We start from the raw sequence: 25972 nt of genomic DNA on the forward strand, positions 1-25972 counted from the left end.
TTTTGGCACGCTGTTGAGTTCTCAAGGAACGGACGCTTCCTTCGTACTCACCCTCGCGGGCTTTCCTCCGGGCTTCCCTTCGGTCTTGCGTCTCCGACTTTATCAGAAGATTTTGGTCGGAATTCCCGTCCCGTTCGGGCTGGTTCCCCACGCACAGTTGCGCCGGGTTCCCGTTCAGGCGGAGCCGTAAACGTACTGGAGCGGGGCGCCTCGATGCAAATCGAGGCGCCCCGCTCCGAGTTCACGCGTACGACGATGTGTCAGACCTCGACCACGACCGGCAGGATCATCGGCCGGCGGCGGTAGGTGTCCGAGACCCATTTGCCCAGCGTGCGGCGGATGAGCTGCTGCATCTGGTGGGGTTCGACGACGCCGTCCTGGGCCGACTTCTCCAGGACCTCGGTGATCCTCGGGAGGACGTCGCTGAAGGCGGAGTCGTCGATGCCCGAACCGCGGGCCTGGATGTGCGGACCACCGGTGATCTTGCCGGTACTGGAGTCCATCACCACGAAGACCGAGATGATGCCCTCGTCGCCGAGGATCTTGCGGTCCTTGAGCGCGGGCTCGCCGACATCGCCGACGGAGAGGCCGTCGACGTACACGTACCCGGCCTGGACCTTGCCCGAGATCTTGGCCTTGCCCTCGACGAGGTCGACGGCGACGCCGTCCTCGGCGATGACGATGCGGTCGTGCGGGACGCCGGTGAGGGCGCCCAACTCGGCATTGGCGCGTAGGTGGCGCCATTCGCCGTGGACCGGCATCAGGTTCTTGGGCCTGCAGATGTTGTAGAAGTACAGGAGCTCGCCGGCCGATGCGTGGCCGGAGACATGCACCTTGGCGTTGCCCTTGTGGACGACGTTGGCGCCCCAGCGGGTCAGGCCATTGATGACGCGGTAGACCGCGTTCTCGTTGCCCGGGATGAGTGACGACGCCAGGATCACCGTGTCGCCCTGGACGATACGGATCTGGTGGTCCCGGTTGGCCATCCTCGACAGGGCTGCCATGGGCTCGCCCTGCGAACCCGTGCAGACCAGCACGACCTTGCCGTCCGGTAGGTCATCGAGCGTCTTGACGTCGACGACCAGGCCCGGCGGGACCTTCAGGTACCCGAGGTCTCGGGCGATACCCATGTTGCGGACCATCGAGCGGCCGACGAAGGCGACCCTGCGGCCGTATTCGTGGGCGGCATCGAGGATCTGCTGGATGCGGTGGATGTGGCTGGCGAAGCTGGCCACGATGATCCGCTTGCGAGCGCCACCGAAGACCTGCCGCAGCACGTTCGAGATGTCGCGCTCAGGCGGGACGAAGCCCGGAACTTCGGCGTTCGTCGAGTCCGAGAGAAGGAGGTCGATGCCTTCCTCGCTCAGGCGCGCGAACGCGTGTAGATCTGTGAGGCGGCCGTCCAGCGGGAGCTGGTCCATCTTGAAGTCGCCGGTGTGCACCACCATGCCCGCAGGAGTGCGGATGGCGACCGCGAGGGCGTCCGGGATGGAGTGGTTGACCGCCACAAACTCGCAGTCGAAGGGGCCGATGCGTTCGCGGTGGCCCTCCGCGACTTCGAGGGTGTAGGGGCGGATGCGGTGCTCCTGGAGCTTCGCCTCGATGAGGGCGAGGGTCAGCTTGGAGCCGATCAGCGGGATGTCCGGCTTCTCGCGCAGGAGATAGGGGACACCGCCGATGTGGTCCTCGTGGCCGTGCGTGAGGACGATGCCCTCGATGTCGTCGAGGCGGTCCCTGATGGACGTGAAGTCCGGCAGGATCAGGTCGATTCCGGGCTGCTCCTCCTCGGGGAAGAGCACTCCGCAGTCGACGATCAGCAGTCGGCCGCCGTACTCGAAGACCGTCATGTTTCGGCCGATTTCGCCGAGCCCGCCGAGTGGGGTGACCCGGAGGCCACCTTCGATGAGCTTCGTCGGGGGGCCGAGTTCAGGATGCGGATGACTCAAAAGACTCTCTCCTCACCACGCGCGCCACGTACCTGGCAGGGCACGTGGCGCGCGTGACGTTCGTGCATTAGCAGTTGTCTGGGTGGTGCAGGATTTTGGCCTGCGTGGTCGTACGTATTCAGTTGTGAAGTCTGTGATCAGAGCTGTACCCCGCCGGCGGCAAGATCGATCTTGAGCTGGGCGGTCTCCTCAGGTGAGAGTCCGACCATGGGCAGGCGCAGCGGTCCGGCGGGCAGGCCCTGGAGGGCGAGCGCGGCCTTGGTGGTCATGACGCCCTGGGTGCGGAACATCCCGGTGAAGACGGGGAGCAGCTTCTGGTGGATCTCGGTGGCCTTCTGGACATCGCCGCTGATGTACGCGTCGATCATGGCCCGCAGGTCGGGGGTGACGACGTGGCCGACGACGGAGACGAAGCCGACCGCGCCCACGGAGAGCAGCGGCAGGTTCAGCATGTCGTCGCCGGAGTACCAGGCGAGGCCGGAACGGGCGATGGCCCAGCTGGCGCGGCCGAGGTCGCCCTTGGCGTCCTTGTTGGCGACGATACGCGGGTGCTCGGCGAGGCGCACGATCGTTTCCGAGTTGATCGGTACGCCGCTGCGGCCCGGGATGTCGTAGAGCATGACCGGGAGTTCGGTCGCGTCGGCGATCGCCGTGAAGTGCCGGTACAAACCCTCCTGCGGGGGCTTGTTGTAGTACGGCGTGACGGTGAGGAGGCCGTGTGCGCCTGCCTTCTCGGCGGCGTGGGCCAGCTCGAGGCTGTGGTGAGTGTCGTTCGTGCCGACGCCAGCGACGATGTGGGCGCGGTCACCGACCGCCTCCAGTGCGGCCCGTACGAGATCCGTTTTCTCCGCGTTGCTGGTGGTCGGGGACTCGCCGGTGGTGCCGTTGATGATCAGGCCGTCGTTGCCTGCGTCCACCAGGTGGGTGGCGAGCCGCTGCGCGCCGTCCAGGTCGAGTGTTCCGTCCGCCGTGAAAGGCGTGACCATTGCGGTGAGGACCCGCCCAAAGGGGGTCTGCGGAGTGGAGGTCGGAGCCATGGGTAACACGCTACTCGCTGCTCAGCGCGCGGTCTGCCCTCGGGTCGGGCGACAAGTCGCGACAAAGGTGGGACCCGGCACTGCCTGCTCGGGGGTTCAAGCAGTGCCGGGTCCGTTTGATCAGGCTAAATGAACAACTCGAAATGCCGCAATACGGACACTTCGCCGGTCGACCCGTACATCTGTGCCGGATGCTGCAATGGAGTGCGCTACGGCGCGACCCGACCGTTGGTGTTGAACGCGGCGTACGTGAGGGGCATGAGCTGTGCCCATTCCGCCTCCATCTTCTCGCCGACCATCTCGATCTCCCGCTGCGGGAAGGACGGCACCTTGGCGAGCTCGTGCTGCGTGCGCAGGCCTAGGAAGTGCATCAGGGAGCGGGCGTTGCACGTCGCGTACATCGACGAGTACAGGCCGACGGGGAGGACCGAGCGGGCGACCTCGCGGGCGACGCCGGCCGCCAGCATCTCTTGGTACGCCTCGTACGCGTGCAGGTACGAGTCGTCCATGACGCGGCCGACGAGCTCCTGCTGGGCCTGGGTGCCCTCCACGAAGACGTACTTCCCGGGGCGGCCCTCCTGGACCAGCTTGCGGGACTCGTCCGGGACGTAGAAGACGGGCTGGAGCTCGCGGTACCGACCCGACTCCTCGTTGTAGGACCAGCCCACGCGGTGGCGCATGAACTCGCGGAAGACGAAGATCGGGGCGCTGATGAAGAACGTCATCGAGTTGTGCTCGAAGGGGCTGCCGTGCCGGTCCCGCATCAGGAAGTTGATCAGGCCCTTGGAGCGCTCGGGGTCCTTCTTGAGCTCGTCCAGAGACTGCTCCCCGAGGGTCGAGACGCGGGCGGCGAACAGCACGTCGGAGTCGGCCGCGCTGTGCTTGACCAACTCGACGGTCACATCGCTGCGGAAGCTGGGCTTGAGGTCGTCGGCGGGACTGTCGGTCACGGCTTGCGGAGTCCTTCCCATCGCTGGCTCGGGCGGCGCCCACTCTACGGCCCGGCACTGACAACGGGTCGTTCGGTGGCGGGCCGCGACATTCTTCGCCGAACTTCTGCGAATTCGGTGAAACGGGGCACCTTTTGGGGCGTTCGTGCGTCTGTCTTGGTGAGCACGATCCGTTCGAGTTTCACGAGGAGAAGCAGTTTCCATGTTCCGTCGGCGCGAGCCTGTCCCGTTCGCCTTCATCGCCGAAGCCGACAAGTACCGCAGCAATGTCACTCCCCCGCCCCGCGAGCGTGCCTCCGTCTCAGAGATAGCCGGGCGCTGGCTCATCGGCCTCACCGTCGTCGCCGGGCTCGCGGGCTCTCTGCTCTTCGGGATGCCCGCGCTGTCGCAGAACCAGTCACCGGCCCAGACCCAGCAGTCCGAGGCCTCGAACAGCCGCTGAGCGCCGCTGGCAGCCGGGGCTCATCCGGACCCCGAGGGTGGTGAGCAGGGACATGGCTAGGTAGCCTCACCAGGCACAGACCGTGCGTGGATTGAGTGAGGATCAGTCGTGCCCCTGCCCTTCCTGACGGCCGACCGCGCGTTCGACGAGGTGGCGGACGATCTCCCGCTGCCGTTCGACGACCGTGACCACTGGCGGCGCTCCTACCGGCCCGGTCCGTGGCGGGTCGCCATGGCAGCGCTCCTGCTGCTGCTCGCTTCGTACGTGCTGTTCGCGGCGGTCATCATCGCGGTGGCCGGCACGCTGGGCGCGGGTGCGATCTGCTTCGGTGTGGCGCTTTTGGTCATCGGCTGTGCGCTGCGGCTGTTGCGGGTGGGTGCGTGGGTGAGCGCACACGGGCTGCGTCAGGTGCGCTTCTTCGCTACGCGTACCGCGCCCTGGGCACAGGTCGTGGAGGTGCGCACGGTGCAGCAGCCGGTGCGCTGGCTCGGGCTGCCGCGCACGGTGCAGGGGCAGGCGCTCCTCCTCGTCCGCCGGGACCGGCCGGGCGACGAGCCGACGCCGTTGCTGACCACGCACAACGCGGACTTCCTGGGGCGCCCCGCGGCCTTCAACCGGGCGGCGGACGGCGTCGAGGTGTGGGCGGACGAGTACCGGCACGCCTGATCGGCAGCGCGAAGGGGCCGGTCCGTGTAGGGCCGGCCCCTTCGTCGTATCCCTCTTCGTCGTATCCCTCGAGCTCAGGCCTGCACAGGCCTGCCCTCGCGCAGGGCGATGGCGCGCTGCATCGCCTTGCGGGCGCGTGCGGTGTCGCGGGCGTCGTGGTAGGCGACCGCGAGGCGGAACCAGCTGCGCCAGTCGTCCGGGGCGTCCTCGGTCTCGGCCTTGCGGCGGGCGAAGACCTCGTCGGCCGAGTCGCGGTCGATGCGGCCGGCCGGGGTGCGCTTCAACTCGTCGACGGGCAGGCCGCCTTCGGCGTCGAGTTCAGCGGCGAGCTGGTTGGCCTTCCGGACGAACTGCGTGTTCTTCCAGAGGAACCACAGGCCGATCACCGGCAGGATGAGGACCGCCACCCCGAAGGTGACCGTCAGAGCCGTGCCGGTCTCGATGAGCATGACCCCACGGCTGCCGACCAGGACGAAGTAGACGACGAGGACGGCGGCCGTGACGGCGTACGTGATCTTCGCGCGCATGGTTGTCGTCCGACCGCTCAGTTCAGGTCCAGGAAGTGTTCCAGGCCGAAGGTGAGGCCGGGGGTGTCCACGACGCGGCGTACGCCGAGCAGGATGCCCGGCATGAAGCTGCTGTGGTGCAGCGAGTCGTGGCGGATGGTGAGGGTCTCGCCCTCGCCGCCGAGGAGTACCTCCTGGTGCGCGAGCAGCCCGCGCATCCGCACCGCGTGTACGGGCACCCCGCCGACGTTCGCCCCGCGGGCGCCGTCCAGTGCCGTCACCGTGGCGTCGGGCTGCGGGGCACTGCCCGCGCGCTCCCGGGCCGCGGCGATGAGCTGGGCGGTGCGCGTGGCGGTGCCGCTGGGGGCGTCCACCTTGTTCGGGTGGTGCAGCTCGACGACCTCGACGGACTCGAAGTACGGCGCGGCGACCTCCGCGAACTTCATGGTCAGTACGGCGCCGATGGAGAAGTTCGGGGCGATGAGCACGCCCGTCTCCGGGGAGGCGGCCAGCGAGGTGTTCAGCTGCGCCAGGCGCTCGTCGGTCCAGCCCGTCGTGCCGACCACGGCGTGGATGCCGTGGCGTACGCAGAAGTCGAGGTTGCCCATGACCGAGGCGGGCGTGGTCAGTTCGACGACGGCCTGGGCGCCGGTCTCCACCAGCGTCTCCAGTTTGTCGCCGCTGCCGAGGGCGGCCACCAGCTCCATGTCCTCGGCGGCCTCGACGGCTCGTACCGCCTCGGATCCGATACGGCCCTTGGCGCCGAGGACCGCCACGCGCAGCTTGCTCATGTTCTTGGTTCCTTAGTCGAGGACTGTCGAGGACTTACGCGGCGGTCGAGGACTTATGCGACCGCTTCGTCCAGCCGGGATGCCTGCTTGTCCTTGAGCGGGCCGATGACCGACAGCGAGGGTCGTCGGCCCAGGATGTCGCGGGCCACGTCCCGTACGTCGTCGGGGGTGACCGCGGCTATCCGGGCCAGCATGTCGTCGACCGACATCTGCTCGCCCCAGCACAGCTCACTCTTGCCGATGCGGTTCATGAGCGCACCCGTGTCCTCCAGGCCGAGGACGGTGGAACCCCTCAGCTGGCCGATGGCGCGGCCGATCTCGTCGTCCGACAGACCGTGCTCGGCGACCTGGTCGAGCTCGTCACGGCAGATCTTCAGCACGTCGTGGACCTGGCTCGGCCGGCAGCCCGCGTACACGCCGAAGAGTCCGCAGTCGGCGAAGCCCGAGGTGTACGAGTACACGCTGTAGGCCAGGCCGCGCTTCTCGCGGACCTCCTGGAAGAGGCGGGAGGACATGCCGCCGCCGAGCGCGGTGTTCAGGACCCCCATGGCCCAGCGGCGGTCGTCGGTGCGGGGCAGACCGGGCATGCCGAGGACGACATGGGCCTGCTCGGTCTTGCGGCCGAGCAGTTCGACGCGGCCCGCGGTACGGATGGCGCGCGAGCCGTCACGCGGGGCCATGGGCGTGGCGTCCGGCTGCTTCAGGGCGCCGGCCTTCTCGAAGGCGGCACGGACCTGGCGTACGACCTTGTTGTGGTCGACGTTGCCCGCGCAGGCGACGATGAGGTGCGTCGGGTCGTAGTGCTTCTTGTAGAAGCGGCGGATGCGGTCAGCGGTGAGGGCGTTGACCGTGTCGACCGTGCCGAGGACGGGGCGGCCGAGGGGAGTGTCGCCGAGCATGGTGGACGCGAACAGGTCGTGTACGCAGTCGCCCGGGTCGTCCTCGGTCATCGCGATCTCCTCGAGGATCGCGCCCCGCTCGACGTTCACGTCTTCTTCGAGGATCAGCGAGCCGGTGAGCATGTCGCAGACGACGTCGATGGCGAGGGGGAGGTCGGCGTCGAGCACGCGCGCGTAGTAGCACGTGTACTCCTTCGCCGTGAAGGCGTTCATCTCGCCGCCGACCGCGTCGATGGCGGAGGAGATGTCCATCGCGCTACGGCGGGAGGTGCCCTTGAAGAGCAGGTGCTCCAGGTAGTGCGTGGCACCGTTCAGAGCCGGCGTCTCGTCGCGGGAGCCCACGTGCGCCCAGATGCCGAAGGTGGCGGAGCGCACGGAGGGCAGCGTTTCGGTGACGACGCGCAGGCCTCCGGGGAGGGTCGTCTTGCGTACCGTACCGATGCCGTTCTGGCCCTTGATCAGGGTTTGGGTACGGGCGACGGCCCGCGCCTCGGAGGAGGTGCGGGCCGTCGCCGTGGAGCTACTCGACGTCACTTGTCGGTGTCGTCCTTCTTGTCGTCGTCGCCTTCGCCCTCGATCACGGGGATGAGGGAGAGCTTGCCGCGGGAGTCGATCTCGGCGATCTCGACCTGGACCTTGGAGCCCACACCGAGCACGTCCTCGACGTTCTCCACGCGCTTGCCGCCGGCGAGCTTGCGGATCTGCGAGATGTGCAGCAGACCGTCCTTGCCGGGGAGCAGCGAGACGAACGCGCCGAAGGTGGTCGTCTTGACGACCGTGCCCAGGTAGCGCTCGCCGACCTCCGGCATGGTCGGGTTGGCGATGCCGTTGATCGTGGTGCGGGCAGCCTCGGCGGAGGGCCCGTCGACCGCGCCGATGTAGATCGTGCCGTCGTCCTCGATCGTGATGTCGGCGCCGGTGTCCTCCTGGATCTGGTTGATCATCTTGCCCTTGGGGCCGATGACCTCGCCGATCTTGTCCACGGGGATCTTCACGGTGATGATCCGCGGGGCGTTCGGGGACATCTCGTCCGGAGTGTCGATCGCTTCCATCATCACATCGAGGATGTGGAGGCGTGCGTCACGGGCCTGCTTCAGGGCCGCGGCCAGGACGGAGGCCGGGATGCCGTCCAGCTTGGTGTCGAGCTGGAGCGCGGTCACGAACTCCTTCGTGCCGGCGACCTTGAAGTCCATGTCGCCGAAGGCGTCCTCGGCACCGAGGATGTCCGTCAGCGTCACGTAGTGCGTCTCGCCCTCGATCTCCTGGGAGATGAGGCCCATGGCGATACCGGCGACGGGGGCCTTCAGCGGCACACCGGCGTTCAGCAGCGACATGGTGGAGGCGCAGACCGAGCCCATCGACGTCGAGCCGTTCGAGCTGAGCGCCTCGGACACCTGACGGATCGCGTACGGGAACTCCTCGCGCAGCGGCAGCACCGGCACGAGCGCGCGCTCGGCGAGGGCGCCGTGACCGATCTCGCGGCGCTTCGGGGAGCCGACGCGGCCGGTCTCACCGGTGGAGTACGGCGGGAAGTTGTAGTTGTGCATGTAGCGCTTGCGGGTCACCGGGGAGAGGGTGTCCAGCTGCTGCTCCATGCGGAGCATGTTGAGGGTGGTGACGCCCAGGATCTGGGTCTCGCCACGCTCGAACAGTGCGCTGCCGTGCACCCGCGGAATCGCCTCGACCTCGGCGGCGAGCGTACGGATGTCCGTGACGCCGCGGCCGTCGATGCGCTTCTTCTCCTTGATGACGCGCTCACGGACCAGGGACTTGGTCAGCGAGCGGTACGCGGCGGAGATCTCCTTCTCGCGGCCCTCGAACTGCGGGAGCAGCTTCTCGGCGGCGAGCGCCTTCACGCGGTCCAGCTCGCTCTCGCGCTCCTGCTTGCCCCCGATGGTGAGGGCCTGCGAGAGCTCGTCCTTGACGGCGGCCGTGAGCGCCTCCAGGACGTCGTCCTGGTAGTCGAGGAAGATCGGGAACTCGCCGGTCGGCTTGGCGGCCTTCGCGGCGAGGTCGGCCTGGGCCTTGCAGAGCACCTTGATGAAGGGCTTCGCGGCGTCCAGACCGGCGGCGACGATCTCCTCGGTCGGCGCCTCGGCGCCGCCCTTGACCAGCTGGATGGTCTTCTCGGTGGCCTCGGCCTCGACCATCATGATCGCGACGTCGCCGTCCTCCAGGGTGCGGCCCGCGACGACCATGTCGAAGACGGCGTCCTCGAGCTCGGTGTGCGTCGGGAAGGCCACCCACTGACCGCGGATCAGCGCGACGCGGACGCCGCCGATCGGGCCGGAGAAGGGCAGACCGGCCAGCTGCGTGGACGCGGACGCGGCGTTGATCGCCACGACGTCGTACAGGTGGTCGGGGTTGAGCGCCATGATCGTGGCGACGACCTGGATCTCGTTGCGCAGGCCCTTCTTGAAGGACGGGCGCAGCGGGCGGTCGATGAGACGGCAGGTGAGGATCGCGTCCTCGGAGGGGCGGCCCTCACGGCGGAAGAAGCTGCCGGGGATCTTGCCGGCGGCGTACATCCGCTCCTCGACGTCCACCGTCAGGGGGAAGAAGTCGAGCTGGTCCTTGGGGTTCTTGGAGGCCGTGGTGGCCGACAGAACCATGGTGTCGTCATCGAGATAGGCCACGGCGGAGCCGGCGGCCTGGCGGGCCAGACGGCCCGTCTCGAAACGGATGGTGCGGGTGCCGAAGGAACCGTTGTCGATAACGGCCTCGGCGTAGTGGGTCTCGTTCTCCACTAGCGTTTTCTCCGATGCTTTTCGTCTTTCGTCCCGTCCCGCCCGTGTGGCGGGTGGACGTCGGAGAAGCGCTCCGTCTGGTGCGGGCCGGTCTTCGATCGAAGCACCCGGGGTTCGCATTCCCCGGGGGCCACTACCGAGGACCGGCGGCGGCGAGGTGCGCTTCTCCTCGTTCAGTTGTGGTGTCCGCGCCGTCGCTGTGCGCTGTCGCGGAACCACGTCGTGTCGTACGTCTTGTGTTGTGCTACCACACTACAAAGGGGCGGCGACACTCCGCACGTACAGCAAAGGGAGCGGCCCCCTCAGTGTGGGAACCGCTCCCTTCACGGCGTCTTACCGGGCGCCCGCCGCACCGCGGCGGATGCCGAGGCGGTCGACCAGCGCACGGAAGCGCTGGATGTCCTTCTTGGCCAGGTACTGCAGCAGGCGGCGACGCTGACCGACCAGGATCAGCAGACCACGACGGGAGTGGTGGTCGTGCTTGTGGGTCTTGAGGTGCTCGGTCAGGTCCGAGATCCGGCGCGAGAGCATGGCGACCTGGACCTCGGGGGAGCCGGTGTCGCCCTCCTTGGTACCGAACTCGGACATGATCTGCTTCTTCGTAGCGGCGTCGAGCGACACGCGTACTCCTCGTAGTCTTCTTTGATAGCCACCGAGTGCCCCTGGTCCACTTCTCAGGGGAGCTTCCGTTACTCGGGAGGCGGGGATCCGCTGGGCGCGTCCTCCAGGGCCCTTGGGGGGCGGTCCGGGGGTGCGTACGCATACGGCCGTTACACAGGGTACCAGCAGCTGTGCACGCCTCCTGCCAGGGGTTCGCGGTCTCAGGTGATCTTCCGGACTGTGACCTTGCAGTTGCCCAGCGTCAGACCTGGCAGGCCAAGTAGGGTGAACACACAGTTCATTCGCACCTCAGGAAGGGGCCGTCGCACCATGGCCGAGGGACAGGACCAGGGCGTCGAGGCGCAGGACGAGGACGTCAAGGCGCGCAAGGAGCGGGAGAAGAACGAGCTCTACGCGCTCGACATCTCCGGCGTCGAGTGGCAGAGCGCGCCGGGTACCGAGGAGCACGAGGAGCGCGTTGAGATCGCGTACCTTCCCGGCGGTGCTGTGGCGATGCGGTCGTCCCTCGACCCGGATACGGTTCTGCGCTACACGGAGGCGGAATGGCAGGCCTTCGTACTGGGCGCTCGGGACGGGGAGTTCGACCTGGAGCCGGCTCCGCACAACGGAGGGCTCGCGGCGGAGTAGCCGCTCGAGGTACGAGGAAAGCTCGCGGCCGCGGCGGCCGTTCGGGGCCGACGGGACGCGTCTCGTCGGCCCCTCGGGCGTTCGCCGCCCCGTCAGCTGGTCATCGACCGAGCCGTCGCGTACACGTCGAAGACGGCCAGTGCCAGCGGTACCAGGGTCAGGAGTACGAAGCCCTCGGCGATCTCCAGGAAGCGGCCCCAGAACGGGGTGAGGCCGCCGCGGGAGACGATCAGGCCGATCGCTGTGACGAGGGCGGCCACCGCGGCGATCGCTGCGACGAGCCAGATGGTCCGGAGGTCGAGGTCGGCGCGGTCGATCGCGTTCGGCGGGTTGAGCGCCAGTCCGAGGCCGAGCAGCATGAGCGAAGCGAGGCCGCCGGCCAGGACGGGGGCGACCTGGGCGGTGTAGCGGAAGAGGTGGGCGCGCATCAGCAGGGCCACGCCGGTCGCGAGGGCGAGGAGTTGGGCCCAGACGTTCGAGGAGAAGCCGAGGACGGCCGAGGAACCGACGGCGATCAGCGCGCAGCCGCCCACCAGACCGACCAGGAGTTCGTGTCCGCGCCGTGCCTTGGCGGCGACCCGCTCGGCGTCGACCGGCTCCTGGGGGGCGGGGTCGGTGTCGTACGCGCTGCGCGGGGTCGTGTCCGGGGTGTCGAAGCCGATCGGGAGCCGGGCGAAGCGCATCGACAGGCCCGGCAGAAAGGCCAGGCCTCCGACGGCGATCGGGGCGCACAGGGCGCCGATCTCGGCAGGCGTCCAGTCGGCGAGGGTCGCCGCGAACAGGGCGAGCAGGCCGATGGCGGAGGCGAAGACGAAGGCGACGAACGGCCCGTCCCCGCTCGGCGAGCACAGGGTGAGCAGCACCGAGGCGAGCAGCACCGCCGCGCAGGCGAGGAGGAACTGGAGCTTGCCGATGCCCTGTCCGTCGGCGAGCGGCAGGAGACCCGAGCCGCCCACACCGACGTTGGGCAGGGCGCCGAGCCCCAGGGCGATGGCCGAGGCCCGGTCGGCATAGACCCGCGCGCGTACACACGCGAGGACGACCAGGAGGACACCGGCGACCCCGGCGAGGATGCCGGGCAGGCTGTGCATGTCGTGGAGCGGGTCGCCCGTCCAGGCCACGAAGGCGAGCAGGACCGGCAGTACGCCTCCTCCGACGAGGCCCGCGGCGCGCGTCAAGTCGTCGCTCCACAAGGCACGTTCGCTGGTCACGGCGGAGGCGACCGCGTCGGAGACGTCGTCGAAGACGGCGGGGGGCAGCGACTCGGAGAAGGGGCGCAGCGTGAGGAGTTCGCCGTCGAGGATGCGCTGGGCGGCGAAGGAACGGGCGCTGTCGAGGACGGTGCCGTCCCGGCGGACCAGGTGGTAGCCGACGGGTGCGCTCTGGGCCGGGCTCTGCTGGGAGAGCCTGAGGATCTCCGGATAGATGTCCGCGACCGGGATGTCGTCGGGCAGCGCCACGTCGATCCGGCTGTCCGGCGCGACGATGGTGACCCGGCAGAAGCCGAGACCTGTGCCCGTCCCGGCAGGAGTTCCCGTACCGGGTCCTCCTCCGGTGACTGCCGCGGAGGCCGTCATGCTCACCTGCTGCTCCCCCTCAGTGATGATTCTGTACCTGCGGTATGGACATCCTGCGCCGTTTTTCCCGCCCCCTGTGACCGACGATGCGGCGAGGTGGCGAGAACGGTGCCGTCGTGCCGCCGCCAGGATTCCGCTTCCCGCCGGATCACACGGAATGCCCCATTGCTCTGGCTCAACTCGCGTGTGCTGACGCGAACATGGGGCACCCTACCGCCCTCTTGCCTCAGCCGAAGTCAGTAGGATCACCCGGCGGCTGCGTCCGCCCGACACGGGGCGGCGGACGGACTCTCGGGCCGGTCAAGAGAATGGGTGAAAGTGAGCCACATCGTCGTGAAGCGCCCGCCTCGGGTGCTGCCGTCCGAAGTGTCCACGCGGGAGATCGTCCTGCAGCCTCCGCCCGAACTGCCGCGGGGGCAGCAGGAAGGCATGCTGATGCAACTGCTGCCCATGCTGGGCATGGGCGGCTCCGTGGTGTTCTTCTTCATGCCCAACGCACATCCTTTCATGAGGATCATGGGCATGATCATGATCGCTTCGACGATCGCCATGGGCGTCGCGATGGCGATCCGCTTCCGCCGCGGCAACCAGGGGCAGTTGGCGGACATGCGCCGCGACTACCTGAGCTACCTGGCGCAGACCCGGCGCACGGCAGTCGACACGGCGAAGGCCCAGCGCGACGCGCAGTACTTCCTCCACCCCTCCCCCGAGCAGCTGTGGGCCCTGGTCGCCGAGGGCAGCCGCGTCTGGGAACGCCGCCCCGGCGACGAGGACTTCGCCCAGGTCCGCATCGGCCTCGGCTCGCAGTCCCTCGCCAGCACGCTGGTCGCCCCCGAGACCGGCCCCGTCGAGCAGCTGGAGCCCCTGACCGCGGGCGCGATGCAGCGCTTCCTCGCCGTCCACAGCACCCTGGACGACCTGCCGATGGCGGTCTCGCTGCGCGCCTTCTACCACGTGACGATCAGCGGCGAGCCACAGTCCGTACGGTCCTCAGCGCGGGCCATGGTCGGCTCGCTGGCCGCGCTGCACTCCCCCGAGGACCTGCTCATCGTGGTCGCGGCGGGCCGCGAGGACCTGCCCCACTGGGAGTGGGCCAAGTGGCTGCCGCACGTCCAGGCCCCCGGTGCCGTGGACGGCGCGGGCAGCCGCAGGCTGATCGACAGCGACACCCGCGAACTGGAGAACCTGCTCGCCACCCGGCTGACCGGCCGCCCGCGCTTCCATCCGAACGCGGCGCCCCTGCCGGAAGAGCCCCACATCGTCGTCGTACTCGACGGCCGGTCCCTGCCCCCCGACTCGGTCCTGGCCAACCCCGAAGGGCTGCAGGGTGTCACCGTCCTCGAGGTCGTTCCCGGCGAGCTGACCACGGGCGGCGGCGAACTCTCCATCGTCGTACGGCCCGAGGCACTGCACCTGGAGTCCGCGCACGGCGCCGCCTACGAAGGGACGCCCGACGCCCTCTCGTACGAATCCGCCGAGGCCCTCGCCCGGCAACTCGCCCCGCTGCGGATGGCCACCGGCGGGGACGACGACGAACCGCTGCTCGCCAACCTGGAGTTCACCGACCTGCTGAACCTCGGTGACGCGGCGTCCGTCGACACCCAGCGCACCTGGCGGCCGCGTTCGCTGGCCGAGCGGCTGCGCGTGCCGATCGGCGTCGGCGAGGACGGACGCCCCGTGATGCTGGACCTCAAGGAGGCCGCGCAGGAGGGTATGGGCCCGCACGGTCTGTGCGTGGGCGCGACGGGTTCCGGCAAGTCGGAGCTGTTGCGCACCCTGGTGCTGGGCCTGGCGGTCACCCATTCGTCCGAGACGCTGAACTTCGTCCTGGCGGACTTCAAGGGCGGCGCGACCTTCGCCGGTATGGCGCAGATGCCGCACGTGGCGGCCGTCATCACCAACCTCGCGGACGACCTCACCCTGGTCGACCGCATGGGCGACTCCATCCGCGGTGAACTCAACCGCCGCCAGGAGATGCTGCGCGACGCGGGCAACTACGCCAACATCCACGACTACGAGAAGGCGCGCGCGGCGGGTGCGGCGCTGCAGCCCATTCCTTCTTTGGTGTTGGTGATCGACGAGTTCAGTGAGCTGTTGACGGCGAAGCCGGACTTCATCGAGATGTTCGTGCAGATCGGTCGTATCGGTCGGTCGCTGGGCGTGCACCTGCTGCTGGCGTCGCAGCGGCTGGAGGAGGGCCGCCTGCGCGGCCTGGAGACGTACCTGTCGTACAGGGTCGGTCTGCGTACCTTCTCCGCCGCGGAGTCCCGTGCGGCGATCGGCGTACCGGACGCCTACGAGCTGCCGAACGTCCCGGGCTCCGGCCTCCTGAAGTTCGGCACCGGCGAGATGGTGCGCTTCAAGGCGGCGTACGTCTCCGGGGTCTACCGCTCCGGCACGCAGCGGGCGTCGCTGGGCGGCGGCCCGCTGCCGGTGGATCGGCGGCCGGTGCTGTTCACGGCGGCCGAGGTGCCGGTGCAGTACGCGCCGGTCCCGCAGCAGCGCCCTTCGGCTCCGGACGGTCCGGAGGTCGACGACGCGCTCGCCGACACCGTGCTCGACGTGATCGTGCGCCGGCTGGAGGCGCAGGGTCCGGCGGCCCACCAGGTGTGGCTGCCGCCGCTGGACAGCCCGCCGTCGCTGGACGGCCTCCTGCCCGGGCTCACGGCGGTGCAGGGCCGCGGCCTCACGCAGCCGGACTACGAAGGCGCCGGCCGCCTGGTCGTACCGGCGGGCCTGGTGGACAAGCCGTACGAGCAGCGCCGCGACCCACTCTGGGTCGACTTCTCCGGCGCGGCCGGCCACATGCAGATCCTCGGCGGCCCGCAGTCGGGCAAGTCGACGCTGCTGCGGACCCTGATCTCGGCGTTCGCGCTCACGCACACGCCGTACGAAGTCCAGTTCTACGGCCTCGACTTCGGCGGTGGCGGCATGTCGGCGGTGGCCGGACTGCCGCACGTGGGCGGCGTCGCCTCGCGTCTGGATCCGGAGCGGGTGCGGCGGACGGTGGCCGAGGTGTACGGGGTGCTGACGCGTCGGGAGGAGTACTTCCGTTCGTCGGGCATCTCGTCGATCGCGGAGTTCCGGGCGCGGCGGGCCCGGGGCGACATCTCGGTCACGGATCAGCCGTGGGGTGATGTGTTCCTGGTCATCGACGGCTGGGGCAACTTCCGTGCGGACTACGAGGCGATGGACCAGGTGATCCTCGACATCGCGTCGCGTGGTCTCGGTTACGGCATCCACCTGATCCTGACGGCCTCACGCTCCATGGAGGTCAGGGCCAACCTCAAGGACCACCTGATGAACCGCCTCGAGCTGCGGCTCGGCGACACGATGGACTCCGAACTGGACCGCAAGGTGGCCGCGAACGTGCCGGCGGGCGTACCCGGCCGCGGACAGGCCCCGCAGAAGCTGCACTTCATGGCGGCGGTGCCGCGCATCGACGGTCTGACCTCCGACACGGACCTGGCGGACGCCACGGCGGCGCTGGCCACCGAGGTCTCCCGGCACTGGCAGGCGCCCGGCGCACCCGAAGTCCGTTTGCTGCCCCGCGAGTTCCCCTCCGAGCAGTTGCCTCCGGGCGACCGCTTCCCGCGCCGCGGCGTCGCCTTCGCCCTCGACGAGGACAACCTCGAACCGGTCTTCGTCGACTTCGAACAGGACCCGTTCTTCCTCGTCTTCGGCGAGAGCGAGTCGGGCAAGTCGAACCTGCTGCGACTGCTCATCAAGCAGGTGACGGAGCGCTACTCGGGCGACGAGGCCAAGCTGTTCGTCATCGACAACCGCCGCGCCCTGCTGGACGTGACCCCGTCCTCCCACCTGGCCGAGTACATCCCCATGTCCAACGCCATGGACCATCACGTGTCCGCCCTGGCCGGCCTCATGGAACGCCGCACACCGACCGCCGACGTGACCGCACAGCAGCTACGGGACCGGAGTTGGTGGAGCGGACCGACAGTGTTCGTCGTCATCGACGACTACGACCTTGTCGCCACGTCGAGCGGGAATCCGCTGGCCGGGTTGACGGAGCTGTTGCCGTTCGCCCGGGACGTGGGCGTGCGGTTCATCATCGCGCGGTCGACGGCGGGCGCGGGGCGGGCGTCGTACGAGGCGTTCATGCAGCGCGTCAAGGAGCTGGGGGCGCAGGGGGTTGTGCTGGCCGGCGATCCGGGCGAGGGGGACCTGCTGGGTGGGGTTCGGCCGCGGCCTATGCCTGCGGGGCGGGGGGTCTTTGTGTCTCGGCGGAGGGGGAAGCCGTTGGTGCAGGTGGGGTTGATGGCGGAGAGGGTTTATTGAGGTGTGCGGAGGGCGAGTTGAGGTGCGCCGAGGGCGTGTGGAGTTGTCGTACGTGGCGTGCTTGGCGTCGGGAGGGACGTTCTGATGGTCGGTGTGGGGATCTTCATGCTTCTGCTCGCCCTCTGGCTGGGTGGGATGGGACTGGCCGACCAGAAGGCACTCTGGTGGCGCTTCCAGGCCCGCCGCTTCAGCGACCCGGAGGCGAACGAGCCGTCGGAAGCGGGATATCGGGGTCGGCGAATTCTGCTGCTCTCATGCGCGGCGGCGATGGTCGCGATGGCCGTGTGGTGGTTCACCAGCATTGACTACTTCGAGTCGGGTGGGCTTGAGGACTGATACCAGGGACCGCTTACAAGGGCTTGTGAAGAGTACGAGTAGCAACTCGATCGGGTGAGGACGCCAGAGGACGTCTGGCTACGCTGAACAGGGCTTGATCGTCCGGGAGTTGGCGGAGCGCGATCGTCCGGGAGCTGGCCGGGCGAATACACGCGGAAAGGGGCACAGCGATGGCGTGGGATGAGTGGGAGCAGCTGAAGTCGCAGGCAGCGGAGCGGCAGTCGACGCAGATGCAGCTCAACCAGTACCCGGCAGACCAGGGAGGGGGCAGCACCCAGGGAGACCTCGTCGCAGGTCAACAAGATCTTGCAGCGGTCGGTAAAGCAGCCCATGACCTGTTCACGGACTTCACGACCTACAGCGGCCACGCGCGCGTGGCCTCCGAGGCAGCCGCAGGCGGACTCAAAGGGGAGGGTTTTGCCCTGGGAGGCGCGCTGAAGCATGTGACGGAGCGATGGAGCGAGCAGACCAAGACCCTGCTGGATGCCTGCGCCCACATCTCCAACCACCTGCGGTTCACCAAGAACCAGCACGCTGCCGACGAGTCCTACATCGCCGGCACGGTCAGCAGCATCGCTTTGCTCGACAAGGGTTTCGACGACCGGAAGGGCCACTGACGCCGATGGACCTCGACGCCCTGCGCCACGGCAGCTTCTCGAAGCTCGGTGAAGCGATCACCGACTGGGAACAGATGACGAAAAAGCTCGCAGACCTGCAGAAGGACGCCAAGACCAATCTCAAGGCCAAGGCAGATAAGGCCAACTGGGCCGGCGTCAACGCAACAGTCACCCGTGAGTTCGTCGACAAGACCGCTGGCGAGTTCACCGACGCCCACACGCAGGCCAGCTCCATCACCAAGATCCTCAAAGACACCCGTGGCGAACTCATCAGCTACCGCACACAGCTCACCGACGCCATCGAGCGAGGTGTCAAGAAAAACCTCACGGTGATGGACACGGGCAATGGCACGTTCACTGTCACGATGAACATCCACCCCGACCGCGCTGCCAAGGGCACTCAAGTCCCCGAGCACACGCAGCAGGACGTGGACAATTTCCGGGACGAGATCCAGCGGATCCTCACCAAGGCCACAGAATCCGACAACAGTGCAGCCGATGTACTCAAGCTTCTCGTGGACCAGGCGAAGCACGGTTTCTCCGATGCCAGCTACAACGACCGGGACTCGGCAGCGGAGGCAGTCAAGGCTGCCAAAGACATGGCCGGCTTCATGAGAAAGGACCCCCATAAGCTCACCAGTACTGAGCTCAATCAGCTCAACGAGAATCTGATCAAGTACGGGAACGACCCGCTCTTCGCTGAGAGGCTCGCCACCGACGTAGGGGCCAAGAAGACCCTCGAGTTCTACGCCGGTGTCGCCGACCCGTACCAGGGCTACAGTCGCGACCCGAAGATGTGGGAACAAGCCAAGCAGCTACAGAAGAATCTTGGCATCACGCTCGGCACCGCCACTCTCTCCGACAGCGACGCCATGGCGGGGTGGGAGAGGAAGATGATCCGGCTCGGTCCCGACCAACTTGGAATTGACGACGCCAACGATCCTAGTGGCTTCGCAGTCATGAGCAACCTCATGCGGTTCGGCGATTACGACGACCAGTTCCTGAATGACTACGGCGAAAAGCTCATTGCCTTCGACAAGGAACGGAACGTCAAGGACATGAGCCCCTGGATCAACAACTGGAACCAGGGTGATCTCAACTTCTGGGACAAGAACGACCGTGGTCGTGACCCCATGAACGGCTTCCTCCAGGCGCTCGGCCACAACCCCGATGCCTCAACCCAGTTCTTCGCTCAGCCTGAAGGAACGGGAGACGGCGTCGACAAGAACTCCGAGCTCAACGACCACCTCAAGTACCTGACCAAGGACCGGATCTGGCTGCCCGACCCCACCCTTGACGGCGAACGCGACTTCATCGCAGGCCACGATGCACTCGGCCACGCCCTTGATGCCGCCACGACCGGTTACTCGTACGACACGGGCACCGACGCCGTGAAAGCCGGTGGCGACCACCGCACCGCCGCAACAGCAGGCGTGATGGAGCAGGTGGCCTACCTCTACGGGAGCGAAGACGGCCCCAAGATGCTGCACGACCAGCCGGAGCTGGCCGACAGTCTGGGCAAGATGGCCGGTGCGTACATTGATGACCTCGATTACGAACTGTCTGGCATCGGCGACCACAGTAAGGACGCGGGCGACTTCCCTGCCCGGTACGCCGGCCGCGCGGAGTTCGGAAACCAAGGAGCCATCGATTTCCTGAGCGTTCTCGGGCAGAACGAGGACTCGCACAAGGCTGTGACAACCGCCCAACACCTTTACACCTTGAGCATGTTGGATTCCCACCCACCTACAAGCGATGCCAATATGAACCATGCTCGGGACGTCATGGCGGTTGGTGCGGAAGCCCGCGGAATCCTGGACAACTCCCGTGTGCAGCAGGCCGAGACAACCTACGGCGCGAATTCAGAGGAAGCGAACAAGGAGCTGGGCCGGTCGGCCGACTGGAAGAAACTGATGGTGGGAGCAGTCGTCGCAGGTGGAGTCGCCGCCATCCCGCTCCCCGGTTCAACAGCTGCCGCGCTCGTCATCGCCCCTCTCGCCGCGGACACAATCACCAACACGGCCAACACGATGCTCGGACACGAAATCGACAAAGCCACGGCCGGTGCGGAATCCGATCCGCTCGTTCAGTCCCAGGTAACCAGCCGGGATTTCTACCGCCAGGGAGTCGACGACCTTGGATCGACCTACGACTCGTACTTCAAGGACAACCAAAAGGCGAAGGATACAGCGGACGATCAGCAGTGGATCGAAGAAACAAAGAGCAGCTACTTGGGTACGGGCTCGCATGAGAACGACTATCGAGGTCGACCTCCGTACAAGGACTGAGTTGGGACAGAAAGTGCGGCGAATCTCAGAATGTAGTGCATGCAGAAGAGCCCTGACTATCACAGCTGTGGCGCTTCTTGTCGGGGCTTGCAGCAACAACTCCAGTAAGGACAAACCCGAGGAGTCGAGCACGGGAATCGCCGCGAGCAAGGTCTGCGATGGAACACTCGACACCTCGGCTGTGGCAGCGTTGCAACGCCTGGCTGGTACGGATCAGTTTGATGAATCCACGGGAACCAATGAGGCAGGCGATCCCACCGCCTTTTCCTTGAGGAACGCGGTCAAAAATCTGCACGCTGAGTACCGCAAGCGGAGCGCATGCTGGGTGTACAAGACCGGCGACGACAGCGGGGAGCCACTTCTCGAGATCCGATTCTCGGCATCCCGCAGCTACCCCTCGGACTCTGAAAATGAATCCAGCGGCAGCAAGGTCAGATACCCACTTGGTGTCTATGCACAAGTGGGCCCCAGTGGGGCAGATCTCTTTTTCCAGTGCACCACCAAAGCGCCAACTGAAGACGCATACGTCGGTGACACGAAATATGTGAAGGCGGAGCTTTTTTCAGTCGCCAACAAGATGCGAGGCGACAACGTAAACAAGGACCGTATAGTGATCCTGAATTCCATCTCCCGCAGAGTGGCCCAAGAGGCGAGTTGCGCTTCGGAGGCTGGCCTCCCGGCCGAGGTACCTTCTCAATGAGCTTCTTCATCTGTGTCGCTCTAGGCTGAATATGGCTCTCGCCTCCTGCAAATCTGGGCCTTCGAATTTAGGCAGGATGGAGGTGTCCGCGAGGTCGGCCAGGGGGTGACGCAGCGTAGGCGTTGGGGGCCGAGGCGCGAAAGCCGTGGGCGGCGCGGGCGACGAGCTTGATCACGTGGTTGATGCCTTCACTCTTGGCGTTGCTGTGGCCGGGGACGATGAACGCGGCGATCCCCGGGAGTGAGCTACGGGAAGCGTTGACCGAGTTCGCGGTTCAACTGTCGGACCTACGCGTACAAGGTCGAAAAGTGCCGCAAGGGGTGATCTCACGGATACCTGAGACCGCGCTCGTGTGTTCGGGAGAAACGGGGCGCGTGCAACGATCGTGGTGCGGAATTGCCTAGTGGCTGCCGACCATTCCCAGGAGTGGAGTCAGATGAAGGACGATGAGATACGCGCGCACTTCGATGGCCGTGGCCGCGTCGAGTTGTTGCCCGGCCATGCCACAGCCTCGAAGCAGCGCCGGATCGGGGAGATTGCCCATGCGCTCGGATACCGGTTGCTCGCCACCCAGAGCCTCGGCCGTGCCGGCGTCCGGCTTGTCTACGAACGCGACGACGCCCCGCACGCGCGTCGCCGGGCTGAGCAGACCATTGGACGGCTGCGCGCGGGCGGCCCTGTGCTGCCAGTCATCGAGCATCCTCCACCTCCGCCGCCCCCAGTCCCACCTCTCACGTCCCGGCAGCCACCATCCCGCCCCAGGCGCTCGCTGGAACCCCAGCCGCCACCACCGCCGACCCCGCCCGGGCCCCGGATCCCGTCCCGGCCGCATTATCCGCCTCCGCCTCCACCACCGCCTTTCGTCACCCCAGACTCTTCGCCGGAATGACGTTGGAGCACTGGCCTGAGTGGGAGCGCTCAGGAACTCGGCCAGGCGGGTCGGCGAGGCTGAGGGCATGACGCCACCGCCTCTTCCACGGCAAGCCGCACCTACCACGGCGTAGCGCCGACTCTTCCCCCACTCAATTCGGAGTTACGGAAACCGATGTTTGGTGAGGGCCAGCGATCATGACGAGCGACGTGTGAATGGGAGTCATTCGTTCAATCTTTACTCGCTTGGCGCCGGACCTTGCCGCTCACCACGTGCTCTGCGCGGGGCGGTCTCTTGTCCCATGGTGGCTGGCATCACCCGTGGTGTTCTTGGTGATGGGGGCCCCGGGGCATACATCGTGGAGAACTATCCGCAGAGGCGTGGGCCTTTACGCAGAAGCCCCCTGAGGCACTCTCAGGACAGTCGCCCTTTGACGGCTCCTCAGTTCATTCCCTTCACGCCCTCAACCCCGAGTTGCTCAACGGGGCGATCGCCGCCCTTCGTCCAGGGTGAAGGTGCACCAGACCTGCTTCTCGTCGAATCCCGTGCGGTGCCACCCCCATCGGTGCGACAGCGCCGCGACCAGGTGCAGCCCTCTGCCGCACTCACTGAACGGGTCGTAGTCGTCGGCCAGTTCGGGCACCAGCTCCGGAGCATGGTCGATGACCATCACGCGCAGTACAGGCGGTGCGTACTCTCGGCACGCAGCCAGGATCAGTTCCAATCCCGTGAGCCCACCACCGTGTCGTACGGCATTGGTGCACAGCTCTCCGACGGCGAGCTCTACCGAGTCGGCCAACTTCGGGAGTTTCCAGTGCTGTTGGACCCATACGCGGGTGCGATGCCGGGCTTCCGCGACAGGGCGGTGAGGGTCGAGAGCGGAGACGTCCCAGCCGACACGGGTGGGAGTCGCGTCGAAGGGAGCGGGCAGGGCCAGTGCATCCATCGTTCACCTCGCGAGGGAGTGGAGGGTGTCCGGGATCGCACGCTAACGGCAAAACTAAAACGCGTGCTACTTGCTTCACTCAAACGGGTATTCTCTGCGATCCCGATGGACGCCCCACTCCAGAGATCGGCAAACTGTGCGCGCGAACGAGGAGTTGACCCATGGCACCACGGCAGGCCCCCACCATCCGTCAGCGTCGATTCGGCGCTGAGCTCCGCAGGCTGCGCGACGCGATCGGCATGTCCGCACCGGTCGCGGCCGAGCGGCTCGGAGCGGACCGCACGATGATCTCCAACATCGAGTCGGGCAGATTCGGCATCAGCGAGGAACGGCTCCGCCGACTGGCGAGCATCTACGAGTGTGACGACTCCGAACTGATCGACGCCCTGGCCGCAATGACTGGCGGTCGCTCGAGGGGCTGGTGGGACGAGTACCGGGGCAAGATCCCATCGGACTTCCTTGACGTGGCAGAGCTGGAGCACCACGCCACAAGTCTGCGCACCCTCCAGACAGCGCACATTCCCGGTCTCTTCCAGACCGAGGACCACGCCCGGGCGCTCTTCGACCTCTTCGTACCGGCCCTGCCCCGCCTGGAAGTTGAGCTGAGGATCGCCCACCGTCTGACCCGCCACGCCGTGGTCGCGAACGAGCCGGGAGTGCCGTACGTCGGCCTGATTCACGAAGCGGCCCTCCGCATGCGTATCGGGGGACGCAAAGTGGCCAGAGCTCAGCTGGACCGTCTTCTGGAGGAGAGCGAGCGCCCCAACGTCCGGCTGCTCGTCATCCCGTTCACCGCGGAAGGCTTCCCCATGGCCGGCGACACGATGATGTACGTCTCCGCCGCCAGCCCTCACCTGGACACGGTCGAGGTGGACTCTCCGCTTGGTGCCGTCTTCTTCGACGCGCCAGCCCAACTGGCCAACTTCCGCAGGCGACTGGACTTGGTCGAACAGGTGGCGTTGAATCCGAACGAGTCGAGGGATCTGATCCTCGGAATCGCCGGAGAGCTGTGAAGAGGTGCCGCCTTGTCCGAGTTGAAGTGGATCAAGTCCTCGTACTCGGAGGCGTCAGGCAACGCTTGCGTCGAGGTCGCCGAGAACGGCCCCCTCATCACCGTACGAGACTCCAAGCATCCGGAGTTGCCGTATGCCACGGTCGGGCGTGAGGCGTGGGGGCGGTTCGCTGGTGCGCTGGTCGACGGGCGGTTGCGCTGAGCCCCAGCGAGACGGAATCTCACTACCGAAACTCGCCGGGGTGGGCACCTCCCGTGCGTGCCCACCCAGCTGTTCCGCGCTGAGCGGATCCCACGCTAGCCGCCCTACCCGCCACCGCCTCCGTCACTCCTGACTCTTCGCTGGAATGAATACAGCAGCTTCGCTGTGTCGTCGCCAACGTCGATGCACAGAGGAAGCGGGTTCGGTCCGACGGAGAGCCCGACGGGTGCCCTCGCCGGACTTGTGGGGCGAGGCGAGCCGCCCGGTCCGCGGCCCGCCTGTCGTCGACTCGACCGTGAGACCCGGGTCAGCGCGCGCGGCGCCGCATCCGGCTCCAGACCACGCCTCCGATCAGCAAGATGAGGGCGACCGCGCCGGCAATGAAGCCGGACGTCGGCAAGCCGTCGTCTCCTTCCGGGGCGGCTGACTCGTGAGAGGCGGGGGAGGGTGTAGATCCGCGGGCGGGTTCGGCGTCTTGGCCGGTCGGGATCGGCGACGGGGTTGACGATACCCCGGTGACCGGCTCTACGTACCAGTATTCGTCGTAGTCCGGCTTCGCGCTCCCCGGCTGGCCGTTGCCGTGCACGACGTTCTGCCTAGGACGAACCAACCCGTATCCCAGATAGTTGCTGGGGGAATCCACGGGCCAGTCCCGGCCAGCTGTCTCCTGCAAGACGCGCCATACCTGTGGGGCGGTCCACGTGGGGTGCTTGGACCACACCAGGGCAGCCGAGGCCGACACCAGCGCAGCAGCTGCGGCCGTGCCGCCTCCGTCCTTGCAGTACCGCTGGAAAGTCGCGTCGCACCACCGGGGTATGTCGACCCCTGGAGCAGCCATGTCGACATCTTCACCGTGCTGGGACGTGGGGGCGACCTTCCCGGACTGGTCGGCGGCCGCCACGCCCATCACATCAAGGTCCGCGGCGGGGTACTGCGGCTTGTTGCCCAGCTTCGCGACATCGCCGGTGCCAGCGATCAGGAGCGCCCCCTTCTTGAGCGCGTACTTATATGCTCCACTGTCCCCGAACAGCCCCTCGAGGGCGTACTGGCTGTTGATGGAGGAGTAGATGATCCGCGCTCCGCTGTCGGCGGCCGCCTTCACGGCGGTGAGCAGCGGGTAGCGGATGTCGGGGGCCTCGTCGTGTGCGACAGGTGGCACGCGGATCGGGATGATCTTGGCGCCGGGGGCGAGTCCCTGCAGCCCGCCGCCGCGGCCCGTTCCGGCGATGAGCTCGGCGGCCGTGGTCCCTGCCCCGGTGGTGTCGGTGGTGTCCGTCACCCTGCCCTTGACGTTCCCGGACTTCACCGAAGCGTCCACCCCCGTGAGGACCTGTCCCCGCAATGAGGGCGTATCAGGGTTTACGCCGGTGCTGATGACGGCGACCTTGATCCCCTTGCCCGTGCTGACCTTCCACATGCCTTCGGCATCCATGGAGTCGAGGTACCACTGTCTGGGAGCCTTGTCCGCTGCCGTGGCGAGGGGGGACGGACCGGCGATGGCCAACAGGCAAGCGGCGGACACAGCGCAGGTTCGAAGACTTCGGTGCATGATCCTTTTCATTCAACTCTGGAGGAGGATTCGGTACGGAGCTCCCCGTAGAGAAGCGAGCGCTCCGTCTCGGCGATGCGCTGCTCGAGCGAACGCGTTCCGTACCACCGGTGTTCGCCCTTCAGGCCGAGAGGATCGAAGTGGCTACGGACAACCGGGTTGCGGTCGGGGGACTCCGGTCTGAGGAAGCAGACTTGGCAGTGGTGATCCCGGCGTGCTGGAGGGGCTCCCTGGCATAAGCCGGAGCAGTCAACGCTTCGTCCGGGACACACACCACGGACGTGTGGTGCGGGCTTCCCGAAAGGCGCGGCACAACACAGGGTGGGCACCTCCCGTGCATGCCCAC

24 protein-coding genes are annotated in these 25972 nt (G+C 67.2%); 11 read left to right on the forward strand and 13 right to left on the reverse strand.

Annotated elements, in window-relative coordinates; translation table 11 throughout:
• Nucleotides 1–190: hypothetical protein (locus OP79_RS56535; RefSeq protein ID WP_211270934.1), on the forward strand; the 190-nt coding region annotated here is incomplete at its 5' end.
• A 70-nt stretch (nt 191–260) separates the two neighbouring features.
• Here OP79_RS56535 and OP79_RS37235 read toward each other — a convergent pair.
• The 3 genes from OP79_RS37235 to thyX form a co-directional block, all read right to left on the reverse strand.
• The gene (locus OP79_RS37235) at nt 261–1946 is read right to left on the reverse strand and encodes a ribonuclease J (RefSeq protein WP_033326829.1); all 1686 of its coding nucleotides are present in this window, start codon (nt 1944–1946) and stop codon (nt 261–263) included.
• Nucleotides 1947–2083: 137 nt separating this feature from the next.
• Nucleotides 2084–2983, reverse strand: a complete 900-nt coding sequence (dapA, locus tag OP79_RS37240; RefSeq protein WP_033326831.1) for a 4-hydroxy-tetrahydrodipicolinate synthase — start codon at nt 2981–2983, stop codon at nt 2084–2086.
• A 209-nt stretch (nt 2984–3192) separates the two neighbouring features.
• Entirely contained in the window at nt 3193–3933 is a 741-nt protein-coding gene (thyX, locus tag OP79_RS37245) for an FAD-dependent thymidylate synthase (protein WP_033326833.1), read from the reverse strand.
• A gap of 202 nt (nt 3934–4135) precedes the next feature.
• Between thyX and OP79_RS37250 the strand changes: the two genes are divergently transcribed.
• Together OP79_RS37250 and OP79_RS37255 are read left to right on the forward strand one after the other, a co-directional pair.
• Entirely contained in the window at nt 4136–4375 is a 240-nt protein-coding gene (locus tag OP79_RS37250; RefSeq protein ID WP_033326835.1) for a hypothetical protein, read from the forward strand.
• Between the two features lie 108 nt (nt 4376–4483).
• Nucleotides 4484–5041 carry a PH domain-containing protein gene (locus OP79_RS37255; RefSeq protein WP_033326837.1) on the forward strand — a complete coding sequence of 186 codons (558 nt, stop codon included), beginning with the start codon at nt 4484–4486 and terminating at the stop codon, nt 5039–5041.
• Nucleotides 5042–5115: 74 nt separating this feature from the next.
• On the opposite strand, the gene OP79_RS37260 is transcribed toward OP79_RS37255, so the two are convergent.
• From OP79_RS37260 to rpsO, 5 genes are all read right to left on the reverse strand, one after another.
• Nucleotides 5116–5568, reverse strand: a complete 453-nt coding sequence (locus OP79_RS37260) for a tetratricopeptide repeat protein (RefSeq protein ID WP_033326838.1) — start codon at nt 5566–5568, stop codon at nt 5116–5118.
• A gap of 17 nt (nt 5569–5585) precedes the next feature.
• Nucleotides 5586–6338 (reverse strand): 4-hydroxy-tetrahydrodipicolinate reductase, encoded by a 753-nt coding sequence (dapB, locus tag OP79_RS37265; RefSeq protein WP_033326840.1) that lies wholly within the window; start codon nt 6336–6338, stop codon nt 5586–5588.
• A gap of 53 nt (nt 6339–6391) precedes the next feature.
• A complete protein-coding gene (locus OP79_RS37270) occupies nt 6392–7771 on the reverse strand; it encodes a M16 family metallopeptidase (RefSeq protein WP_033326841.1) in 1380 nt (459 codons plus the stop codon).
• A complete protein-coding gene (locus tag OP79_RS37275; RefSeq protein WP_033326843.1) occupies nt 7768–9984 on the reverse strand; it encodes a polyribonucleotide nucleotidyltransferase in 2217 nt (738 codons plus the stop codon). The genes OP79_RS37270 and OP79_RS37275 overlap by 4 nt, the downstream gene beginning before the upstream one ends.
• A gap of 333 nt (nt 9985–10317) precedes the next feature.
• Entirely contained in the window at nt 10318–10605 is a 288-nt protein-coding gene (gene rpsO, locus OP79_RS37280; RefSeq protein WP_033326844.1) for a 30S ribosomal protein S15, read from the reverse strand.
• A 309-nt stretch (nt 10606–10914) separates the two neighbouring features.
• Between rpsO and OP79_RS37285 the strand changes: the two genes are divergently transcribed.
• Entirely contained in the window at nt 10915–11232 is a 318-nt protein-coding gene (locus OP79_RS37285) for a DUF397 domain-containing protein (RefSeq protein ID WP_033326845.1), read from the forward strand.
• Nucleotides 11233–11324: 92 nt separating this feature from the next.
• On the opposite strand, the gene eccD is transcribed toward OP79_RS37285, so the two are convergent.
• Nucleotides 11325–12815 carry a type VII secretion integral membrane protein EccD gene (gene eccD / locus OP79_RS37290; protein WP_051745203.1) on the reverse strand — a complete coding sequence of 497 codons (1491 nt, stop codon included), beginning with the start codon at nt 12813–12815 and terminating at the stop codon, nt 11325–11327.
• 312 nt (nt 12816–13127) lie between these two features.
• On the opposite strand from eccD, the gene OP79_RS37295 reads away from it, so the two are divergent.
• The 5 genes from OP79_RS37295 to OP79_RS55520 all read left to right on the forward strand — a co-directional run bounded on the left by OP79_RS37295 (nt 13128) and on the right by OP79_RS55520 (nt 21046).
• A complete protein-coding gene (locus tag OP79_RS37295) occupies nt 13128–17105 on the forward strand; it encodes a type VII secretion protein EccC (protein ID WP_033326847.1) in 3978 nt (1325 codons plus the stop codon).
• 84 nt (nt 17106–17189) lie between these two features.
• Entirely contained in the window at nt 17190–17441 is a 252-nt protein-coding gene (locus tag OP79_RS37300; RefSeq protein ID WP_157857423.1) for a hypothetical protein, read from the forward strand.
• Nucleotides 17442–17611: 170 nt separating this feature from the next.
• Nucleotides 17612–18058, forward strand: coding sequence for a hypothetical protein (locus OP79_RS37305; RefSeq protein WP_033326849.1), 447 nt, complete (start codon nt 17612–17614; stop codon nt 18056–18058).
• Between the two features lie 5 nt (nt 18059–18063).
• Nucleotides 18064–20346 carry a hypothetical protein gene (locus OP79_RS37310; RefSeq protein ID WP_033326850.1) on the forward strand — a complete coding sequence of 761 codons (2283 nt, stop codon included), beginning with the start codon at nt 18064–18066 and terminating at the stop codon, nt 20344–20346.
• 67 nt (nt 20347–20413) lie between these two features.
• Nucleotides 20414–21046, forward strand: a complete 633-nt coding sequence (locus OP79_RS55520) for a hypothetical protein (protein WP_157857424.1) — start codon at nt 20414–20416, stop codon at nt 21044–21046.
• 67 nt (nt 21047–21113) lie between these two features.
• On the opposite strand, the gene OP79_RS58655 is transcribed toward OP79_RS55520, so the two are convergent.
• The 3 genes from OP79_RS58655 to OP79_RS50700 form a co-directional block, all read right to left on the reverse strand.
• Nucleotides 21114–21278 carry a transposase gene (locus tag OP79_RS58655; protein WP_106972574.1) on the reverse strand — a complete coding sequence of 55 codons (165 nt, stop codon included), beginning with the start codon at nt 21276–21278 and terminating at the stop codon, nt 21114–21116.
• Between the two features lie 168 nt (nt 21279–21446).
• Nucleotides 21447–21746, reverse strand: coding sequence for a hypothetical protein (locus OP79_RS56540; protein WP_033326851.1), 300 nt, complete (start codon nt 21744–21746; stop codon nt 21447–21449).
• A gap of 649 nt (nt 21747–22395) precedes the next feature.
• Nucleotides 22396–22863: an ATP-binding protein gene (locus OP79_RS50700; RefSeq protein WP_051745204.1), complete on the reverse strand. Its 468-nt coding sequence runs from the start codon at nt 22861–22863 to the stop codon at nt 22396–22398.
• Between the two features lie 161 nt (nt 22864–23024).
• Between OP79_RS50700 and OP79_RS37325 the strand changes: the two genes are divergently transcribed.
• Nucleotides 23025–23876, forward strand: a complete 852-nt coding sequence (locus OP79_RS37325; protein WP_033326852.1) for a helix-turn-helix domain-containing protein — start codon at nt 23025–23027, stop codon at nt 23874–23876.
• A 12-nt stretch (nt 23877–23888) separates the two neighbouring features.
• Nucleotides 23889–24077: a DUF397 domain-containing protein gene (locus OP79_RS37330; RefSeq protein WP_033326853.1), complete on the forward strand. Its 189-nt coding sequence runs from the start codon at nt 23889–23891 to the stop codon at nt 24075–24077.
• A gap of 307 nt (nt 24078–24384) precedes the next feature.
• On the opposite strand, the gene OP79_RS37335 is transcribed toward OP79_RS37330, so the two are convergent.
• Complete coding sequence (locus OP79_RS37335; protein ID WP_245685587.1) at nt 24385–25509, reverse strand: S8 family serine peptidase; 1125 nt, start codon at nt 25507–25509, stop codon at nt 24385–24387.
• Between the last annotated feature and the right edge of the window lie 463 nt (nt 25510–25972).

The organism is Streptomyces yerevanensis, from assembly GCF_000716805.1.
In the GTDB taxonomy this organism is placed as follows: domain Bacteria; phylum Actinomycetota; class Actinomycetes; order Streptomycetales; family Streptomycetaceae; genus Streptomyces; species Streptomyces flaveus.

Bases quoted from the DNA above. Each gene is read 5' to 3' on its own strand.
- dapA (WP_033326831.1), bottom strand. From the start codon at position 2,983: ATGGCTCCGACCTCCACTCCGCAGACCCCCTTTGGGCGGGTCCTCACC.
- OP79_RS37250 (WP_033326835.1), top strand. From the start codon at position 4,136: ATGTTCCGTCGGCGCGAGCCTGTCCCGTTCGCCTTCATCGCCGAAGCC.
- OP79_RS37260 (WP_033326838.1), bottom strand. From the start codon at position 5,568: ATGCGCGCGAAGATCACGTACGCCGTCACGGCCGCCGTCCTCGTCGTC.
- dapB (WP_033326840.1), bottom strand. From the start codon at position 6,338: ATGAGCAAGCTGCGCGTGGCGGTCCTCGGCGCCAAGGGCCGTATCGGA.
- OP79_RS37285 (WP_033326845.1), top strand. From the start codon at position 10,915: ATGGCCGAGGGACAGGACCAGGGCGTCGAGGCGCAGGACGAGGACGTC.
- OP79_RS37300 (WP_157857423.1), top strand. From the start codon at position 17,190: ATGGTCGGTGTGGGGATCTTCATGCTTCTGCTCGCCCTCTGGCTGGGT.
- OP79_RS37305 (WP_033326849.1), top strand. From the start codon at position 17,612: ATGGCGTGGGATGAGTGGGAGCAGCTGAAGTCGCAGGCAGCGGAGCGG.
- OP79_RS37310 (WP_033326850.1), top strand. From the start codon at position 18,064: ATGGACCTCGACGCCCTGCGCCACGGCAGCTTCTCGAAGCTCGGTGAA.
- OP79_RS56540 (WP_033326851.1), bottom strand. From the start codon at position 21,746: ATGCTCGATGACTGGCAGCACAGGGCCGCCCGCGCGCAGCCGTCCAAT.
- OP79_RS50700 (WP_051745204.1), bottom strand. From the start codon at position 22,863: ATGGATGCACTGGCCCTGCCCGCTCCCTTCGACGCGACTCCCACCCGT.
- OP79_RS37325 (WP_033326852.1), top strand. From the start codon at position 23,025: ATGGCACCACGGCAGGCCCCCACCATCCGTCAGCGTCGATTCGGCGCT.
- OP79_RS37335 (WP_245685587.1), bottom strand. From the start codon at position 25,509: ATGGATGCCGAAGGCATGTGGAAGGTCAGCACGGGCAAGGGGATCAAG.